17 protein-coding genes and 4 tRNA genes are annotated in these 17,487 nt (G+C 53.9%); 18 read left to right on the top strand and 3 right to left on the bottom strand.

Annotation, left to right across the window (positions count from 1 at the left end; translation table 11 throughout):
- The first annotated feature begins 11 nt into the window (after nt 1–11).
- The 10 genes from R8377_RS06505 (at nt 12) to R8377_RS06460 (ending at nt 7,777) form a co-directional block, all read left to right on the top strand.
- Complete coding sequence (locus R8377_RS06505; RefSeq protein WP_317642691.1) at nt 12–1,187, top strand: hypothetical protein; 1,176 nt, start codon at nt 12–14, stop codon at nt 1,185–1,187.
- Nucleotides 1,188–1,391: 204 nt separating this feature from the next.
- Nucleotides 1,392–1,685: a co-chaperone GroES gene (gene groES, locus R8377_RS06500; protein WP_317642690.1), complete on the top strand. Its 294-nt coding sequence runs from the start codon at nt 1,392–1,394 to the stop codon at nt 1,683–1,685.
- A gap of 242 nt (nt 1,686–1,927) precedes the next feature.
- Nucleotides 1,928–2,422 carry a class Ib ribonucleoside-diphosphate reductase assembly flavoprotein NrdI gene (nrdI, locus tag R8377_RS06495; RefSeq protein ID WP_317642689.1) on the top strand — a complete coding sequence of 165 codons (495 nt, stop codon included), beginning with the start codon at nt 1,928–1,930 and terminating at the stop codon, nt 2,420–2,422.
- 104 nt (nt 2,423–2,526) lie between these two features.
- On the top strand, nt 2,527–4,719 hold the full coding sequence (gene nrdE / locus R8377_RS06490; protein ID WP_317642688.1) for a class 1b ribonucleoside-diphosphate reductase subunit alpha: 2,193 nt from the start codon (nt 2,527–2,529) through the stop codon (nt 4,717–4,719).
- A 102-nt stretch (nt 4,720–4,821) separates the two neighbouring features.
- Nucleotides 4,822–5,814, top strand: a complete 993-nt coding sequence (gene nrdF, locus R8377_RS06485; RefSeq protein ID WP_317643732.1) for a class 1b ribonucleoside-diphosphate reductase subunit beta — start codon at nt 4,822–4,824, stop codon at nt 5,812–5,814.
- Between the two features lie 133 nt (nt 5,815–5,947).
- Nucleotides 5,948–6,029: transfer RNA gene (locus R8377_RS06480), tRNA-Tyr, on the top strand.
- A gap of 1 nt (nt 6,030) precedes the next feature.
- Nucleotides 6,031–6,102, top strand: a tRNA-Thr gene (locus tag R8377_RS06475).
- 4 nt (nt 6,103–6,106) lie between these two features.
- Nucleotides 6,107–6,180: transfer RNA gene (locus tag R8377_RS06470), tRNA-Met, on the top strand.
- Nucleotides 6,181–6,225: 45 nt separating this feature from the next.
- The gene (gene rpmG / locus R8377_RS06465) at nt 6,226–6,393 is read left to right on the top strand and encodes a 50S ribosomal protein L33 (RefSeq protein WP_094722834.1); all 168 of its coding nucleotides are present in this window, start codon (nt 6,226–6,228) and stop codon (nt 6,391–6,393) included.
- Between the two features lie 118 nt (nt 6,394–6,511).
- A complete protein-coding gene (locus R8377_RS06460) occupies nt 6,512–7,777 on the top strand; it encodes an FAD-binding protein (RefSeq protein WP_317642687.1) in 1,266 nt (421 codons plus the stop codon).
- A 106-nt stretch (nt 7,778–7,883) separates the two neighbouring features.
- Here the strand turns inward: R8377_RS06460 and R8377_RS06455 are convergent, their stop codons facing one another.
- On the bottom strand, nt 7,884–8,612 hold the full coding sequence (locus tag R8377_RS06455; protein WP_317643731.1) for a mannonate dehydratase: 729 nt from the start codon (nt 8,610–8,612) through the stop codon (nt 7,884–7,886).
- Between the two features lie 96 nt (nt 8,613–8,708).
- Here R8377_RS06455 and R8377_RS06450 point away from each other — a divergent pair, with 96 nt between their 5' ends.
- Nucleotides 8,709–10,229, top strand: coding sequence for an APC family permease (locus R8377_RS06450; RefSeq protein ID WP_317642686.1), 1,521 nt, complete (start codon nt 8,709–8,711; stop codon nt 10,227–10,229).
- A 48-nt stretch (nt 10,230–10,277) separates the two neighbouring features.
- Entirely contained in the window at nt 10,278–10,598 is a 321-nt protein-coding gene (gene fdxA / locus R8377_RS06445) for a ferredoxin (RefSeq protein ID WP_317642685.1), read from the top strand.
- Nucleotides 10,599–10,704: 106 nt separating this feature from the next.
- Here the strand turns inward: fdxA and dinB are convergent, their stop codons facing one another.
- Nucleotides 10,705–11,979, bottom strand: a complete 1,275-nt coding sequence (dinB, locus tag R8377_RS06440) for a DNA polymerase IV (protein WP_317642684.1) — start codon at nt 11,977–11,979, stop codon at nt 10,705–10,707.
- Between the two features lie 187 nt (nt 11,980–12,166).
- On the opposite strand from dinB, the gene R8377_RS06435 reads away from it, so the two are divergent.
- Both R8377_RS06435 and R8377_RS06430 read left to right on the top strand, forming a co-directional pair.
- Nucleotides 12,167–12,253 (top strand) — tRNA-Ser (locus R8377_RS06435).
- A 256-nt stretch (nt 12,254–12,509) separates the two neighbouring features.
- Nucleotides 12,510–13,244 carry an MIP/aquaporin family protein gene (locus R8377_RS06430; RefSeq protein WP_317642683.1) on the top strand — a complete coding sequence of 245 codons (735 nt, stop codon included), beginning with the start codon at nt 12,510–12,512 and terminating at the stop codon, nt 13,242–13,244.
- A 117-nt stretch (nt 13,245–13,361) separates the two neighbouring features.
- Here the strand turns inward: R8377_RS06430 and R8377_RS06425 are convergent, their stop codons facing one another.
- Nucleotides 13,362–14,090: an IMPACT family protein gene (locus R8377_RS06425; protein ID WP_317642682.1), complete on the bottom strand. Its 729-nt coding sequence runs from the start codon at nt 14,088–14,090 to the stop codon at nt 13,362–13,364.
- A 116-nt stretch (nt 14,091–14,206) separates the two neighbouring features.
- Here R8377_RS06425 and R8377_RS06420 point away from each other — a divergent pair, with 116 nt between their 5' ends.
- The 4 genes from R8377_RS06420 to R8377_RS06405 all read left to right on the top strand — a co-directional run bounded on the left by R8377_RS06420 (nt 14,207) and on the right by R8377_RS06405 (nt 17,099).
- Nucleotides 14,207–14,839, top strand: a complete 633-nt coding sequence (locus R8377_RS06420; RefSeq protein WP_425604995.1) for an AbrB family transcriptional regulator — start codon at nt 14,207–14,209, stop codon at nt 14,837–14,839.
- Nucleotides 14,840–15,101: 262 nt separating this feature from the next.
- Nucleotides 15,102–15,551, top strand: a complete 450-nt coding sequence (gene rplM / locus R8377_RS06415; RefSeq protein ID WP_317642679.1) for a 50S ribosomal protein L13 — start codon at nt 15,102–15,104, stop codon at nt 15,549–15,551.
- A gap of 20 nt (nt 15,552–15,571) precedes the next feature.
- Nucleotides 15,572–16,063, top strand: coding sequence for a 30S ribosomal protein S9 (rpsI, locus tag R8377_RS06410; RefSeq protein ID WP_317642677.1), 492 nt, complete (start codon nt 15,572–15,574; stop codon nt 16,061–16,063).
- Between the two features lie 451 nt (nt 16,064–16,514).
- Nucleotides 16,515–17,099, top strand: a complete 585-nt coding sequence (locus R8377_RS06405) for a hypothetical protein (RefSeq protein WP_317642675.1) — start codon at nt 16,515–16,517, stop codon at nt 17,097–17,099.
- Nucleotides 17,100–17,487: the final 388 nt, after the last annotated feature.

Here is a 17,487-nt window from a genome sequence, read left to right as displayed (position 1 = left end):
CGTAGGGAAGTATGGTTTATGAGTCGTTGTCCAGCTTGCTTCTGCTGCTGATTGCGGCGATTCTCGTGCTCGGCTGGTTGCCGGGGCGAACGATGAGAGGTATGAAACACGCCTCTCAACACCAGCAGGACCGTATGTCTGCTTCGCTCCATCTAGTTGATGAGAGCGACGCGAAGCGGTTTGGCGATGTTGAGCCGCATAGGGTGAAAGGGTTGGTTATGCAGCCACAGCAGGATGGCAGCAAGGCGCGCCAGGAAGAGGAGCGCATTAAGCGTGTGCGGCAAATGCGTCGCTCTGCTGTTCGTCGGCGTCAAATCTTAGCGCTTTCCTTGCTGCTCATCACGCTCGTCGTTGGCGTACTGGCGGTTACTGTAACCTTCAGCCTGCTCTATTGCCTTATTCCGCTGGCTCTACTTGGGGTGGTGTTGGTCTCTGGTGCTCACGCTTCTGCTCAAGCTCGGCAGTGGGAAGAGCGTTTAGCTGCTCGACAGAACCGCCAGCTCTTGCGCTCGCGCGCGGCTGCCCCAGTCGCAGCTCGCCCGGTGCAAGCCAAGGAAAGCGATCAGACCACTGCGGCCTTAAGCCAGGAAGATATTCGTGCGGCTATTATATTGGCTCGTAAGATGCAAGAGAAGGCTCTGGCTGTTCGTTCAGCTCAGCAGATGTCGGCTGCGCAGGAAGATCGTATTGCCGAGCATGCAGTGCGCGAGGCTATACAACACGTTTCCTCACAAGCTTCGGCCGCTGCTTCCCAACCAGAATCACAGGTAGATCAGCCGGCTCATAAGGTTGATGCGGCCAAGCAGGTTAAGGCTGCTGCCAGTAGCGAAAGTAATCGCGAACCTGTGCTCACTGCAGCTCAGGCGCATACTCTACTTTCCTTCTCTATGGGCCAGTCGCGCGACGGCCAAGTCTTACGACAGAATGAGCCTCTGAGCTTGGAGATCAAATCAACGAAGCAGGTAGCCCAAGCCGTACCTAAGTTGCAAGCTCAGCCGAAGCGAGAGACGCAGGCTCAAGAGTCGGATTCGTCGGTGCGCTCTTCGCGTAAGAATAACCCCAACAGCAAGCCAGAAGACTTTCATCGTAGGGAAGTGCAGGCAGATGTTGATGCTCCCGAGGTGAGTGATGACTCCTTGGGCAAGGTTGGCGTGGAAGCCATTTTGGCCCGCCGCAGTAATTCGTAAGCTACGATTCGCTGCGGCTAAGTTCTCAACTTCGTACAGAATCGCGTTCACTCATAGCGTTAGCACTCAAGTTGGCAGAGTGCTAATTTAGCGCTACCATAATAACTAGCGCAAAGGGATGTTGTAGTGGGTGTTCGTCAGCCTCTCACTTGACTTCTGGCGCGGGTAATTATTGAGCGTACTCATAGAAAGAGGGGGTCCACAGTGTCGATCTCACTCACACCGTTGGAAGACAAGATTGTCATTAAGCAGGCTCCGGCTGAGACCAAGACCGCGTCTGGTCTAGTCATTCCGGATTCTGCCAAGGAGAAGCCTCAGCAGGGTGAAGTCCTTGCTGTTGGTCCTGGTCGCCGCGACGACAAGGGCGGGCTGATTCCTGTAGATGTCACCGTAGGTGACAAGGTGCTCTACTCCAAGTATGGCGGCACCGAGGTCAACTATGAGGGTGAGGATTACTTGATTGTTTCTGCACGCGACGTGCTGGCTATCTTGAAGTAAGACTCTCACTTTCGATATTTGTCAAGGCTCTTGAGCATAACTGTGTTCAAGAGCCTTGCTGTATTTTGGCTGGGGAGTAGGGCTGGAGACCCCCATGAAGGCTACTGTGATATTGTGCACAAGAAACACTATATATGCCTATCGCAATTATCGAGGTTACTAGATATAGTGGTTCCTGCCCCTGCTTGAGAAAGCCTACAGCGTGGGCAAACATCTCAACGATGTGCCTACGGGAGGTTTTGATGGAGCAAGCAGTGCCAGAGCAGGGGACACAGGTGGCCAGCACGCCTGAGTATGCGGCAGTGGGGGAGCGCGTTGGCGCAGTGGTCTATTTTTCCTCACAGTCTGAGAACACGGCTCGTTTCATCTCTAATTGCCGATTGCAAGATGAGGGCATCGATGTGTTCCGCATCCCGGTCAAGCCCCACGAAGCCCCGCTCAAGGTTCACGAGCCTTATATTATAGTTGTGCCGACTTATGGTGGTGGTTCGGCGCGTAAGGCTGTGTTGCCCCAGATTAAGCGTTTTTTGAACGATCCTGACAACCGAGCAGGTATCCGCGGGGTCATTGCCTCAGGCAATACTAATTTTGGCGAAGCCTTCTGCATGGCCGGCGATATTATTGCCCAAAAATGCAAGGTACCCTTCCTTTACTATTTTGAGTTGATGGGCACTACGGAGGACGAGCGCAAAGTGAAGCAGGGAGTGCTGGAATTTTTCCGCAATCATCCTGAATAAGACTTTGCAGCGCTCATTCAGTTACGACGATCGCTGCGTCCTAGTTCGTACACAAGATTTCATGAATGTTATAACAGGGGTTACAACCCACGAAAGGATGCCAGATGGCAGTACAGGAAGACACGTCCTTGGCTTTAGATCGCACAGCAAGCGCAGGGGAAAGCTATGATCCTGCCCACGATTTTCATGCATTGAACGCCATGCTCAATCTCTATGATAAGGATGGGCAGATTCAGTTCGACAAGGACGAGGAAGCTGAGCGCCAGTACATTCAAGGGCATGTAGCACCCAATACTAAGACTTTTACCTCCACTACGGAGCGTTTGTCCTTCCTGACCGAGAATCTGTACTATAACAAGAGCGTTTTCGACAAGTACACCCCTGAGTTCTTGGATAGCATCTATGAGCGCGCTGCCAATTCCGGTTTCGAGTTCGAGACCTTCCTCGGCGCTTTCAAGTTCTATACTTCGTATGCCCTTAAGTCCTTCGATGGCAAGCAGTACTTGGAAGACTTCCCCCAGCGCTCAGTAGCCGTGGCTCTCGAACTGGCCGATGGCGATGAAGACGCTGCTGTTAAGTATGCCGACGAGATCATCTCCGGCCGCTTCCAGCCCGCAACTCCCACCTTCCTGAACTTGGGTAAGGCCCAGCGCGGCGAGCCCGTCTCCTGCTTCCTGGTGCGCATTGAAGACAACATGGAGTCCATCTCCCGCGGCATCAATGCTGCCCTCCAACTCTCCAAGCGCGGCGGTGGCGTGGCTCTGCTGCTAACTAACCTGCGCGAACTGGGTGCCCCCATCAAGCACATCGAAAACCAGTCTTCGGGCGTGGTGCCGGTTATGAAGCTTTTGGAGGATTCCTTCTCCTATGCCAACCAGCTGGGTGCCCGACAGGGAGCCGGCGCGGTCTATTTGAACGCCCACCATCCCGACATTATGCGCTTCCTCGACACCAAGCGCGAGAACGCCGACGAGAAGATTCGTATTAAGTCACTGGCCTTGGGTGTCGTGGTTCCCGATATTACCTTCGAACTGGCTAAGCAGAAGGCACCGATGGCCCTTTTCTCTCCCTACGACGTTGAGCGCGTCTATGGGAAGCCTTTCGCAGACATCTCCATCTCTGAGCACTATGACGAGATGGTTAAAGATAATCGTATCCATAAGAAATACATCGATGCTCGCGACTTCTTCATGACCTTGGCTGAGATTCAGTTCGAATCCGGCTATCCCTACATCCTCTTCGAGGACACGGTCAACAAGGCCAATCCTATCGACGGCCGTATTACTATGAGTAACCTGTGCTCAGAGATTCTTCAGGTGCAGGAACCCTCTACTTACGACGAGAACTTGAACTACGCGCACGTGGGCCGCGATATTTCCTGCAATTTGGGTTCACTCAACATTGCTAAGGCCATCGATGGGGGCCTGGCAGACACGGTTGAGACCGCTATTCGTGCTCTCACTTCCGTATCTGACCATACCGATATTGAGGCCGTGCCCTCGATTAAGCGCGGCAACGACGAGGGGCACGCCATTGGTTTGGGCCAGATGAACCTCCACGGCTTCTTGGCTCGCGAGGGCATCCACTACGGTTCAGAAGAGGGCTTGGACTTCACTGATATCTACTTCATGACCGTGGCCTACCACGCTTACCGGGCTTCCAACCAGATTGCCCAAGAGCGCGGTCATGCTTTCTCAACTTTCGCCAAGTCTGACTACGCCAAGGAGCCAGGCCAGGGCAACTACTTCGATAAGTACACAGACGGTAGCCGCTCGCTAGAGCCTAGGACTGACAAGGTGCGCTCCATCTTTGCTAAGTATGGTATTGAGATCCCCAGTGTTGAAGACTGGAAGGAACTCCAAGCTGCCATCATCAAAGACGGCATCTACAACCAGAACCTTCAGGCCATTCCTCCTACAGGTTCAATCTCTTACATTAACCATTCCACGAGTTCGATTCTGCCCATTCCTGCCAAGGTCGAGATTCGTAAGGAAGGCAAGATTGGCCGTGTCTACTATCCGGCACCCTTCATGACTAACGAGAACTTGGCCTACTACGAGGATGCTTACGAAATCGGCTGGAAGAAGATTATCGACACCTACGCCGAAGCCACCCAGCATGTGGACCAAGGTCTCTCGCTCACGCTCTTCTTCCCTGACACCACGACCACTCGCGAGGTCAACAAGGCCCAGATTTACGCTTGGCGCAAGGGTATTAAGACCTTGTACTACATCCGTATTCGCCAGCAGGCGCTCGAAGGTACAGAAGTCAAGGATTGTGTTTCTTGCATGCTGTAGGCCACGAATTCGGTAGTTGTGAGAAGTGCTGCCCGCTTTTTCAAGGTGGGCAGCGTACAGTGTATGAAGCTTTAGGAAAGTAACGAAGGAGAATAAGCCATGGTGCCACCGATTTCTATACCTCGTCAGCCGCTCAAGCTGATTGATCGGGTTTCAGCCATCAATTGGAATCGTTTGGAAGATGAGAAGGATCTGGAAGTCTGGGATAGGCTCACCGGTAACTTCTGGCTGCCCGAAAAGGTCCCGGTGTCCAACGATATTCCTTCTTGGCAAGCTATGAGTGAGGAAGAGCACACGCTGACTATGCGCGTCTTTACTGGCCTGACCCTGCTCGACACCATCCAGGGCACCGTGGGCGCAGTTTCGCTCATTCCCGACTCGCTGACCCCCCACGAGGAAGCGGTCTACACCAATATTTCCTTCATGGAGTCGGTCCACGCAAAGTCCTATTCCTCTATCTTCTCTACGCTCTCCAACACGCCCGAGATTGATGCAGCGTTCGAGTGGTCTGAGCACAACGAATTCTTGCAGAAGAAGGCACAGATTGTGCTTGACTACTACGAGGGCGACTCGCCGCTTAAACGCAAGGTGGCTTCGACACTGCTGGAATCCTTCCTCTTCTACTCGGGCTTCTACCTGCCCATGTACTTCTCCAGCCACGCGAAGCTGACCAACACGGCCGATTTGATTCGTCTCATTATTCGTGACGAGGCTGTGCACGGCTACTACATTGGCTACAAGTACCAGAAGGGCTTGGCCAAGGTTTCCGAGGCTGAAAAGCAGGAGATGAGCGATTACACTTATGAATTGCTCAACGATTTATACGACAACGAAGTGGAATACACCCAGTCGCTGTATTCGGGCGTGGGCTTGGTTGAAGACGTCGAAAAGTTCTTGCGCTACAACGGCAACAAGGCTTTGATGAACTTGGGCTATCCGGCCCTCTTCCCGGCAGATACCACTGATGTGAACCCAGCTATCATTGCCTCGCTCAGCCCCAATGCCGACGAGAACCACGACTTCTTCTCGGGCTCTGGTTCCTCCTACGTAATGGGCAAGGCTGTAGAGACAGACGACGACGATTGGGACTTTTAGACTTAGTTTTTTGCCATCTTCGAGTCAGCCCTGAGCCGATTATCGCGACACGGCTTGAGGTCGACTTGCGAAAAAGAAAAAAAGGTGGCAAGATAAGCAAGTTGCCGTGCGGAGCTTAGGCTGCACACGACATGGCGGATTTCCCAAGTGGTCAAAGGGAGCTGACTGTAAATCAGCCGCTTCGTGCTTCAGTGGTTCGAATCCACTATCCGCCACGCCTCGGTAGCTCAGTGGCAGAGCACTTCCTTGGTAAGGAAGAGGTCGTGAGTCCGATTCTCACCCGAGGCTCTCTGGCGGGGTAGCTCAGCTGGCTAGAGCGTACGACTCATAATCGTAAGGTCAAGAGTTCGAGTCTCTTCCTCGCTACGATCGCAGGCATAAGCCTGTGAAGAAAGACTACAGAGGTGAACCATGGCAAAAGCCGCAGATATTCGTCCTGGCATTACGCTGGCGTGCACCGTATGCAAGGAGCGTAATTATATTACGACTAAGAACCGTCGTAACACTCCTGACCGCCTCGAGCTGAAGAAGTTCTGCTCTCGCTGCGGCAAGCACACCTTGCATCGCGAGACTCGCTGAGTGCGTCTTAGTTGTTTCAAGGCCCGACTTCATAGTCGGGCCTTTTTTTGTATTTCAGCCCTTTTCGTATTGGCTCGCCAGTAGTGCTTATGCCTAGGCCCGACGCTAAACTAGACACATGCTTGATTCTTCGCCAGCCTCTCCAGCTAGGCCCACATTTGCAGATATCACCACAATAGGCGTGGGCGGTTCAATCGCAGCCTTTGCTTGCCCCAAAGACCGGGTAGGTCTCATTGAAGCAGTAGAGGGAGCCGATGCACAAGGTCAACCCCTATGCGTAATCGGTGGCGGATCCAACCTCCTAGTAAGCGATGATCCCTTTCCGGGCCTAGTTGTGCGCGATGCCCGCCACGAAATGTACGTGCTCGACGAGGCAGCGCCCGTTGAAGGGCAAGACCGTAGCGTCCACGTAGGAGCCACAGCGGGCACCAACTGGGATGACTTGGTGGATTATTGCGTCCGCATGGGTTTGGCCGGTATAGAGGGCTTATCGGGCATTCCAGGTACGGTTGGTGCGTCCGTCGTGCAAAATATCGGTGCTTACGGACAAGAGGTGGCCCAATCCGTGCAGTCGGTTGAGGTGTGGGATCGCGAGCGCAAAACCACGCAAGAGCTCAGCGCCCAAGACTTGGCTTTTGGCTACCGCAGCTCGGCCCTGAAGTCTTCCATGTATGAGGCTCCCGGTCAGCCTGCTGAAAGCTTCTTCCCAACTCCGCGTTTCGTGGTCCTCTCGGTCACTTTTGCCCTGCGCCATTCCAGGGCTAGCAGGGTAGACTTCGACCAGCTGGCGCGCGCTCTGGGCGTTGAAGTTGGCGATCAGATGCCTACCGAGCAGATTCGCCAGGCAGTGCTCAGCATTCGTGCTCAAAAAGGCATGCTAGAAGACCCGTACCGCTATCTCAATCCTTGGATGCGGGGCAGTAGGCAGCGCGACAATGCTCAGGCAGCCATCGACTCTCTGCAAGCAGCTGTCGACCAGGCTGGGGGAGTGGATAGTCCTCAGGGGCAGGACTTGATTGCAAACCGCCATTCTTGTGGCTCGTTCTTTATGAATCCTGTCATTTCCGAAGAGCAGGCTGTCTCTTTGCCGGCCGAAGCCCCGCGTTTCCCGGTAATCAGCGCCGGGCAGCAAGCAGATCCGGCAAGAGTCAAGACGTCTGCTGCTTGGTTGATTGACCATGCCGGCTTCCACAAGTCCTTCGCACTACCTAAGGCTCAGGCGGGCCTCTCTACAGTCCATACGTTAGCTCTGACCAATCGCGGATCGGCCAGTTCCCAAGAACTTGCAGATTTGGCGTTTGCCATCCGCTCTGGTGTCGAAGCAGCATTTGGTCTCAGCCTCATCCCCGAGCCGGTGCTCGTCGGTTTGCAACTTGATCGTTAGTGCTTGCCATTCTTGCGTATAGCAATACGTAAGGGCCCTCCCGCAAAGTATTGAGCGGGAGGGCCCTTGTGCTATGTGTTGAAGAAAAATCTATCTATATGACTCCTTACTTGGTGTAGCGGAAAGAATCCCAGCAGCCCAGCAGGTACTGGATTCCTAGAGCGCGATCGTAGAGGCCGTAGCCGGGGCGTGGGCGGCCAGCTTCGGTGTTCTCGCTCCACAAGTGACGGCCGTGGTCGGGGCGAATATATCCCTGGTAATCGGCTTCAGCGTAAGCCTTCATAATGCCGATGGTATCCACATCGCCCTCGCTCGCCCGGTGGCCCACCTCGTAGAAGGAGCCGGCCTCGTCAGTAAAGCGAATGTTGCGCACATGACTAAAGTGAATGCGGTCCATGAAGGTCTTGACCGCGGCGACTGGGTCGTTGCCCCGGCGCGAGGAGAAGGAGCCCAAGCACAGGCACAGGCCGTTATAGGGCGATGGGTTGAGGTCCAAGACCCGCTGAATACCTTCCTTACTGGAGACCACACGCGGCCAGCCAAAGAGGTCGAAAGCGGGGTCGTCTGGATGCACGGCCAGCTTCACATCGTAGCGCTCGCAGGTGGGGATGACTGCGTCGAGGAAGTACTTGTAGTTGGCATACATTTCCTCGTGCCCAATGCTCTTGTATGCTTCCATCAGTTCGGGTAGGTGGGCCAGCCGCTCCGGTTCCCAACCGGGCACGGTGAGCTGGCCAACGCCCTTAAGAGTGGCGTCGATGATGCCTTGAGGGCTTAGCTGGTCGACCTCAGACTGGTTGTAATACAGGGCCGTCGAACCGTCTGGGCAGGGCAGCAGGGGCCGAATTATCTGAGTAATTCGGCCCCTGTCCTATAGTTGTAGGCGCGCAAAACGCACTATTGGCTGAGGAAAGTGAGATGAGGATCTCTGATGCATCTGTTCAGAACTAAATCTGTCGAGCAGACTATAGCTGAAACTAGTGAGGAGGGGCGCAGCCTGGAACGTACCCTCAGCACTTGGGATTTAGCGGTTATGGGAGTGGCCGTGGCGGTTGGCGCGGGTATTTTCTCCGTGGGTGCCCAGGCCGCAGCTTTCCATGCAGGTCCTGCGGTGATTATCAGCTTTATCATTGCAGGCATCGTGTGTGGCGCTGCGGTTATGTGCTACGCCGAATTCGCTTCTATGATTCCCGTATCTGGCTCGGCCTACACCTTTACCTACACCACTATTGGCGAGGTTGTTGCATGGGTGATTGGCTGGGATTTAATCCTCGAAATGCTTATGGCTGCCTCAGTGATTGCCAAATATTGGGGCGTGTATTTAAGTGACTTTGTCCACTTAATGGGTGGCACTGGCTTCTCAACCACGATCAATCTGGCATCGCAATCTGTTGACTTGGCCCCACTTGTAGTAGTTGGCCTCTTCACAGTTCTTCTGGTGCTTGGCACAAAGATGTCGGCTCGCTTCGACGGTGCGCTGACGGTGCTGAAGATTGGCATCGTGCTCTTCGTTATCATCGTAGGCTTCTTCTATGTTAAGGCCGAAAATTACCATCCCTTCATCCCCCCTTCCCAGCCCGCTTCTTCCATTGAGAGTTTGGAAGTTACCTCGACTATGAATCAGCCGCTCTGGCAGTGGGCTACTGGTATGCGCCCTAGCATCTATGGTGTGCCCGGCATTCTTTCGGGTGCAGCGCTCGTGTTCTTTGCTTTTATTGGTTTTGATGTTGTGGCAACCACCTCCGAAGAGGCCAAAAATCCACGCAAGACCGTCCCGCGCGGCATTTTCCTCGGCATGGTAATGGTCATCGTGCTCTATGTGCTTGTCGCTATCGTCACTACTGGTATGGTCTCTTACCAAGATTTAGCTAAGATGCCCAACCCTTCACTGGCAACAGGTTTCGAGTTAGTCGGTGCTACTTGGGCTGCGAAGTTTATCTCTTTCGGTATTGTCCTCGGTTTAACGACTGTGGTAATGGTCCTGCTGCTCGGCTTGACCCGTATTGTCTTTGCTCTTAGCCGCGACGGACTCCTGCCCCGCTCTCTCTCGCAAACTGGCCGCCACGGCACTCCTGCCCGCACCCAAATCATTACCGGTGTTTTGGTGGCGATTGTGGCCTGCTTCTTCAAGATTGACGTCCTCTCAGACATGGTTAACATCGGCACCCTCTCTGCCTTCATGCTGGTTGCCCTTTCGATTCCGATTATGCGCCGCAAACGCCCAGATTTGGAGCGTTCCTTCCAGATTCCGGGTAGCCCGTGGATTCCCATTGCTATCGCTTTGGCATGCCTGTGGCTCATGCTCAACCTCACAGTTCTCACCTGGATTCGTTTCGTGGTGTGGCTCCTTATCGGTTTCGTTATCTATTTCAGCTACTCCTACGGTCATTCGCGCTTGGGTCAGGAGCTATTAGATAGTGCGATTGCTGGCGAGGAGTCGTTTGCGCAATGAGTCGTAAGTTGAGCGTAATCTAGTAGTACTTGCTTTCAGGAGGGTTTCATGACGTATGTGATTGCGCAGCCTTGCGTAGATGTCAAAGACAAGGCTTGCGTTGACGAGTGCCCGGTAGATTGCATTTATGAGGGCCCCCGCAACCTCTATATCAATCCTAACGAATGCGTGGATTGTGGCGCTTGCGAGCCTGTGTGCCCGGTAGAAGCCATTTTCTACGAGGACGATTTGCCTGAAGACTGGGCTTGGTTCAAGGATGCTTCCGTTGAGTTCTTCAACGAGGTAGGCGATGCCGGTGGTGCTCAGGCGCAGGGAGCGTACGATCACGATCATCCCAAGGTCGCAGCCCTTCCCGCTCAGGGCAGGTAGTTTTTAAAACTTCATAGGCTGGGTCGCTTAGGCCCCGCCTATTTTTATATGTTCTGGGTCTCGCTCGCGGAGGATTCTGCTCTCAGCAGGCGGTCCTGCTTATCGCTCACAGGCCGAGCTTGACTGCGCCAGTTCCGTAGCGTCCGCGTATGCTATCGAGCGTTTTCTCAGCTTGGGCAAGTTGCGCTTGCTGAGCCTTGTCCGGCTGCGGATCTTGCTCCTGCAACATGTCGTCGAGCGAGGGCTGCACCGCTGTCTCCTCGGTCTTGCTTAAGCCCGAAGCACTCACCCCAGCCAAGCGTATGAGCTTGGGCAATGTTCCTTGCTTAATTTGCTCTTCGCTCATATTTAGCATGGAAGTCAATAGGCGCACGGCTTCCGGATATATCGTGGCGGCAGAATGAACGGGCATGCGCAGCGTATGAGACTTGGTGATGTAGTGCAAATCTTCAAAGCGCAGCTTAACTGTTAGGGTTCGTGCAAGTAGCTGACGATTACGTAGGGAAGAGGCCACTTCATCGCTGCATTTTCGTAGCAAATCGCACACGGTTTTGAGGGAGCTTGTATCGTGTAAAAAAGTGCGCTCGGCGCCGATAGACTTTTCGGGAGTGTGTGGGATTACTGCGCGTTCGTCAAGACCATGAGATGCCAAAAAGAGGTTACGAGCACTTATGTGTGAGCCGGTTGCCTGCTGTAGTTCTTCTTCAGAGCATCGGCTGAGCGATGCAACATCTTCAATGCCCCAAGACTTGAGCCGCTTTTCTGAGGCCTGCCCAATACCGGGTATACCGCGCAAGGGCATAAGTTGTACAAATTGGGCTTGCTGGGCCTCAGGAATGAGCAGCACTCCGTCTGGTTTGGCGTTCGTTGAGGCCATTTTAGCGATCAGCTTGTTAGACGCTATGCCTACCGAACAAGTCAAGTGGAAGCGTGTGGCTACCTGCTCGCGAATCCAGCGGGCTATATTGCTGGGCTTCTCCCACCTCAGTAGAGCTCCGCTCACGTTCATGTAGCATTCATCGACCGAAACCTGCTCTACTTGGTCGGTAATCTGCGAAAAGACTTGGGTAAAGATTTGCGCCGAAATGGTCCGGTAATAGTGCATGTCTACGGGAAGAAAAATGCCCTGTGGACACAGCCGCCGGGCCTGTGAAACCGCCATAGCTGAGTTGATACCGTATACACGAGCTTCGTAGGAGGCGGCCGAGACTACCGAACGCGGGCCGGTGCCGATAATGAGTGGTTTTTCTCTGAGTTCGGGGTGTCGGGCCACCTCGCAAGAAGCGTAGAAGGCATCCATGTCAATGTGAAGCACCGTGCAGCCGCTTTCGTCGCTGCCCCAGTCGCGTTTAGCGGCCGCCATTCTCGGTGTTGTACTCATGCCTTTTATTCTAGGCGTAAGCTGTAACGTTGGTGCTCTGGGCTGAGTACTTGGTATGGAGGCATTCATCGTTAGTGGTATCCCGGTCCAATCATGCGAAGTTAGAAGCTTCCGGCGCGTCTGATCCTCGCGTGGTGATATGCTGGCTCCTTGTAGTCTTCACTAAGCTTCGGCTGGCGTAAGACTCGGAGACGTGCCTGAGCGGCCGAAAGGGGCACCCTGCTAAGGTGTTGACTGTGCAAACGGTCCAGGAGTTCGAATCTCCTCGTCTCCGCGAGTAGACTCGGAACCGTTGGAAAACAGCGGTTCCGAGTTTTTCTGGTTTATGAGACATAGGTCACATATTTATTGTCTGCGGGCGGCCAAGGCAGATGAAGTGTTCGAGTTACACTAATATCAACAGTTCGCTTGCTAAGGGGCCAGTGCTGGTCTCGGAGCGTTTCAGTCGCAGTTCGATAAGACATTAAAACTGAAAGCGAGCTCGGTTGCGCCATCATTGGAGACGACGCTAACATGGTAAAGGATTCATTATGGATTACTCTCTGACTACTAAACTAATGGCGGAGTTTATTGGCACCGCTATTCTGATGATTTTTGGCAACGGCGCAGTGGCTAACGTCGAACTCAAGGGAACCAAGGGCTACCATTCCGGCTGGTTGACCATTGCCATGGGCTACGGTTTTGGCGTGATGTTCCCTGTGCTCATGTTCGGTGCCATTTCGGGCGCGCACATCAACCCGGCTATGACCATTGCTCAGGCAGTCAATGGCATGTTCCCCTGGAACCAGGTAGCACCCTTCATTCTCGTCCAGCTTCTGGGCGCAGCGCTGGGCCAACTCATCGTCTACGCGGTCTACTATCCACACTATATGCAGACCGAATCTCCTGAAGCAATCCTCGCGTCCTTCACCACGACCGACGCCAGCGAATCCAAGCCCAACTACTTCATCAACGAATTCGTCGGTACCCTGCTGCTTGTTATGGGCGCTCTGTGCTGCCTCGAGGGTGCTTGGGGTGCCAAGAACAAGGCTTCGGCTGCTATCGTTGTAGGCTTTATCGTCTGGGGCTTGGTCACGTCTCTCGGCGGCCCAACTGGCCCCGGCCTCAATCCCGCTCGCGACCTAGTGCCGCGCATCCTCCACCAGATTCTCCCCATCCCAAGCAAGGGCACTTCCCGCTGGGACGAGGCCTGGATCCCAGTAGTAGCCCCAATCCTAGGAGCCATCCTAGGCGCCTTCATCTTCAAGACCTTCTTCGCAATCTGATTCCAAACGGCCAAAAGCTCGCGGCAATATCCCTGATTCGCGAGCTTTTGGCCATTTTTGCGCTGTAAACGGCACAAATTTCGCGACAAGTTGGGTTATTCGCGAGCTTTTGGCCGCTTACGATTCCGTGGCTTGGTAGAAGGCGGTGGAGCCTCGGTCTTGGGCGCTGACTTGCCCGTTGAAGAGGTTGGTGAGCTCGGCTGTGAAGGCTTCGGTCTGGTCGCTTGCTAGGTCAATAGTGAGCGTGACTTGGTCCGTGAATTCCTCATTGCTTACTTGGCCCCGGCAGCGCTCGACTAGTTGTTTGAGGCGCTCGTAGCGGGGGTAGTCCACGCGTACCAGCAATCGCCGGGCGGGCACAATTTGCGCTTGCCGGGCGGCTTTGAGCGCTAGGGAAGCTGCTGAGGAGTAGGCGCGGATTAGCCCGCCTGAGCCCAGCAGGATGCCACCAAAGTAGCGGGTCACAGTCACGATGCAGTCAGTCATATCGTTGCGGCGCAGCACTTCCAGAATCGGCTTACCGGCCGTACCAGAGGGCTCCCCGTCGTCGCTCATGTGCTCCGAGAGCGTGCCGGAGCCGGAATTGGTGGGGCTCGGCTGAGCGTCGAGTCCGTCCGTATCTGCTGAGTCTGTAGGCTCTTGTGCATCCGGCCCGACCGAGTCTCCGCCCCAAATCGCGCAATGGCACACGTGCCGAGCTTTAGGATTGGCCTCTCGCTGCTCTTCCAAAAATGCCAGCGCCTCGGCCTCGCTGCTGATATGGCAAGCCGCCCCGATAAACACCGACTTGCGCTCCTCCAGCTCCCCAACCGCCGGCTGCCCAGGCGAGTCCAAAACCGTCCGCATCCCGCCTCCCAAGTATATTTCTCACTTATTATCAGCATAAACATGACCTGCGAGAAGCTTCTATCGAATTGCTAAGGTTCTTATGCGGATAGGCGTAAAAATCGTGAACATCGCTTATGCTTGGGGGTATGAGCGAAGAGAGTAATCAGCAGCAGGAAGAGGAGCATCCCGGGGAGGTGCTCACCGTCTCGTATGAGCGGATTCGGCATTCGAGCAATTCGCCAGAGCTGAGCAAACTTGCCCGCCAAACCCTGCCTGATAGGTCTGATCAGGCAGCATATTCGCGCGCCACGGCACTCTTAGAAGCAGTTGCCGGCAATGAGCACACGCCACTCGAAGACCGCGTCTTCATGGCTCAAACTATGCCCTTCCCTAATGTCTTAGTTAAGCTTTCGCACGATCCTGACCCGCAGGTGCGCCGGGCCGTGGCTGCTAATAAAGACGATAAAAACTGGTTGGCCGGTGTGTTAACGAAAGATCCAGACCAAGGCGTGCGCGCTGCCGCGTTAATGAATCCGATGACATCGTGGAAGATGCGGCTTGAGGGCGCACAGAGCGAAGATACAGATTCTGAAACTTTGGATTGGTTGGGCCAGTTGGGTGTTGAAATTGAACCGGGAGCACCCACTGTGTTGGCCACGATGGTGCGTAGGGCAGTGGCGTTGAATCCTTCTGCAAATGCAGAAACCATCTCCCGGCTTGCCAAAGATGCAGACAAGCATGTTGCTAAAGCTGCTTCCTCCCGATAAACGGTCGTGCTAACCGGTTCTCAGCTTTTTGTCTCTTGATTAAACAAGCATAAAACGACTCGCGAATGCGGGTGAGCTTGAAGCTTGTCTCGCTAAGCGATACAATTATGTATTGTTGTGTTTCCCTCAGGGGTCCTCAAAGCGCTTTTCCCACTCGCCGTCTAGGACTTGCAGGGAGCCCACGGATAATGCGGTTGTCCGCTCGCTGCCTTAACAGCGCTGCGGGGAGCCAGAAACACAATGCAAGGAAAAGGTTGAAACTGTGAAAACGTTCACCCCTAAACCAGCTGACTTGAGTCACGACTGGTACATCGTCGACGCATCTGATATGGTGCTGGGTCGCTTGTCTGCTCAGGTTGCAAACCTGCTGCGCGGCAAGAATAAGCCCACATTTGCACCTCACGCCGACTCTGGTAATCACGTAATCGTTATTAACGCTTCCAAGGTTGCCCTGACCGGCAACAAAGACGGCAAGGTGCTCTACACGCACTCCGGTCGTCCTGGTGGCCTGCGTCGCGATTCTTACGGCGAGCTCATGCAGAATAATCCTGAGCGGATTATTACCACTGCTGTTAAGGGCATGCTGCCAAAGAACAAGCTGTCTCGCACTCAGCTGACTCGTCTGCATGTCTATGCAGGTGAGGACCACAAGCACGAGGCCCAGAAGCCCGTTGAGTACCAGATCACTCAGGTCTCTCAGCAGGCTAAGTAGAACCGAAGGGAATAATTACTATGGCTGAAAACAACAACAGCTCCGCGGTTCTCGAAGCTGAGCAGAACGCGGCATCTTACACTTCTGAAACCAACTCCGGCGCAGGCACCGGCACTTCCGCAATCGCACCGGGCTACGGCACCGGCCGCCGCAAGGAAGCTGTCGCTCGCGTTCGCTTGGTTCCCGGTGAAGGCAAGTGGATCATCAACGGTCACACTCTGGAGGAGTACTTCCCCTCCCGCCTGCACCAGCGCGAGGTTAACTCGCCCATCGTGCTCCTGAAGCTCGAAGGCAAGTTCGACATCAAGGTCATCGTAGATGGTGGCGGCGTTACCGGTCAGGCTGGAGCAATCCGCTTGGGTGTGGCCCGTGCTCTCAATGCTATCGACCGCGATGCTAACCGCGCAGCTCTCAAGAAGGCTGGCTTCCTGACTCGCGATTCTCGTATCGTCGAGCGCAAGAAGGCTGGTCTGCACAAGGCCCGTCGCGCTCCTCAGTTCTCGAAGCGCTAAAAGCCTCGGCTTTCAAGTCGTTTTATAAGCCCTTGCTTGTCCACTATGTGGACTTGCAGGGGCTTTTTGCGTCTATCTATAGTTTATTGGAACTATATTCGTACTGCGTTCTGTCTTCACAAGAGGCCTAAGTGTCCATAAACAGCCCGCAGTTCCTTCAGAGCCAATACGAGACATCGCGTCGAAGTCTCCCCACTGTTCATAGCCGAATGTAACTAAGTAGGTGCCCCGTGACTCAGCGTAACCACAACAAACGTGGCAGAGCATCTCGAAGCTTGTGCTACTTGTCTATGCGGTTCAGCAATTAGAGAGGACTATTCCCTTGACTGCCAGTAATTGTGCGATTCGTCGAATCAAATACATAGGTGTTCTGATGCTAACTGCCTCCGTTTTGCTGTCCATGTCTGCCTGTGGTCCAAACACGGATGGTGGATCAAATGCTCAACATGATATGCCTACTATCACGAATGGCACGGTTAAACCCGGTTCTGGCAAAATGGCTGATTCAATCGCAGTCTTGGCTAAGCAAGAGTTGGAGCAAAGGCAAGTTAGCGGCTTTCAAAGGGAAATTCTTCAGCGCACGGTTGAAAGTGGGTCTATGAGCGCATCTGACTATGAGAACGCTTGGGGAATGATGAAGCGATGTATAGTCGACAGAGGCTACCCGCGCTTTGCGCCCAAAAAGACTGCAAACGGCATCTACAGTTTTGCTTTCGGAGGCCGTGACGGCTCAGATGAGAATACTCCGCGCTTTGCTGAGGTGCACTCAGACTGCCAGGAAGAATACGTTGACGTGGTTTCAATAATATATAACGTGCAGGTAGGCAATCCCAATCTTTACGCTGACAATGCAGAGGCAGCTGTAGATTGTCTGCATCGGGAGAATGTAGTGCCCAAGAACTACAAGATTGAACGTTTCCGGGCCGCTCAAGGATCCGACAAAGACTTAGGTTTCGATCCTTTTACCCCCGAAGCGCAGAACTGTTTAGTTCCCAACAACTTCGAGATGTTCGATGCAACCAAACCCGAGGACTAGTCGATTATTAGCATAGCGTACTTGTATTCACATAAGTGATGTTGTATTTTAAGCTTAAGGGAAAATCAATTTCAGAATGCTGGCGAGGGCGCAGCTGGTCTGTCTTGAAGTACTGAGACCTTACTACACGAATTACGGATAATAAGGGAGATGAATTATGTTAGCAAAGAGAAAGGGTCTAAATGCTGTACTCGCAGTGTTTGTGTCGGTTATCCTGTCATTAGGAGTTGGAGCGACACCGGCTAATGCTGATAGTGGTGGTGTTAATAATCCCCGGGTAACAGGCACTTGGTATTACAACTGGTCTTACTCGTACGCTTCCGCCCAGGGGCGTGGTAGCTATCTCGCTCATGCTATGGCACGGCAAGATGGGTGGAGAGTGACTAGA

This window comes from Bombiscardovia apis, assembly GCF_033095945.1.
Taxonomy (GTDB): Bacteria; Actinomycetota; Actinomycetes; order Actinomycetales; family Bifidobacteriaceae; genus Bombiscardovia; species Bombiscardovia apis.
Note: the sequence above shows the minus strand (reverse complement) of the source record. Positions and strands in the feature narration are given on the sequence as shown.

Coding starts and splice junctions, on each gene's coding strand:
- fdxA (WP_317642685.1), top strand. CDS start 10,278: ATGACGTATGTGATTGCGCAGCCTTGCGTAGATGTCAAAGACAAGGCT.
- rpmG (WP_094722834.1), top strand. CDS start 6,226: ATGGCAAAAGCCGCAGATATTCGTCCTGGCATTACGCTGGCGTGCACC.
- rpsI (WP_317642677.1), top strand. CDS start 15,572: ATGGCTGAAAACAACAACAGCTCCGCGGTTCTCGAAGCTGAGCAGAAC.
- R8377_RS06430 (WP_317642683.1), top strand. CDS start 12,510: ATGGATTACTCTCTGACTACTAAACTAATGGCGGAGTTTATTGGCACC.
- nrdE (WP_317642688.1), top strand. CDS start 2,527: ATGGCAGTACAGGAAGACACGTCCTTGGCTTTAGATCGCACAGCAAGC.
- nrdI (WP_317642689.1), top strand. CDS start 1,928: ATGGAGCAAGCAGTGCCAGAGCAGGGGACACAGGTGGCCAGCACGCCT.
- R8377_RS06450 (WP_317642686.1), top strand. CDS start 8,709: ATGCATCTGTTCAGAACTAAATCTGTCGAGCAGACTATAGCTGAAACT.
- R8377_RS06405 (WP_317642675.1), top strand. CDS start 16,515: ATGCCTACTATCACGAATGGCACGGTTAAACCCGGTTCTGGCAAAATG.
- R8377_RS06460 (WP_317642687.1), top strand. CDS start 6,512: ATGCTTGATTCTTCGCCAGCCTCTCCAGCTAGGCCCACATTTGCAGAT.
- R8377_RS06505 (WP_317642691.1), top strand. CDS start 12: ATGGTTTATGAGTCGTTGTCCAGCTTGCTTCTGCTGCTGATTGCGGCG.
- R8377_RS06420 (WP_425604995.1), top strand. CDS start 14,207: ATGCTTGGGGGTATGAGCGAAGAGAGTAATCAGCAGCAGGAAGAGGAG.
- R8377_RS06425 (WP_317642682.1), bottom strand. CDS start 14,090: ATGCGGACGGTTTTGGACTCGCCTGGGCAGCCGGCGGTTGGGGAGCTG.
- dinB (WP_317642684.1), bottom strand. CDS start 11,979: ATGAGTACAACACCGAGAATGGCGGCCGCTAAACGCGACTGGGGCAGC.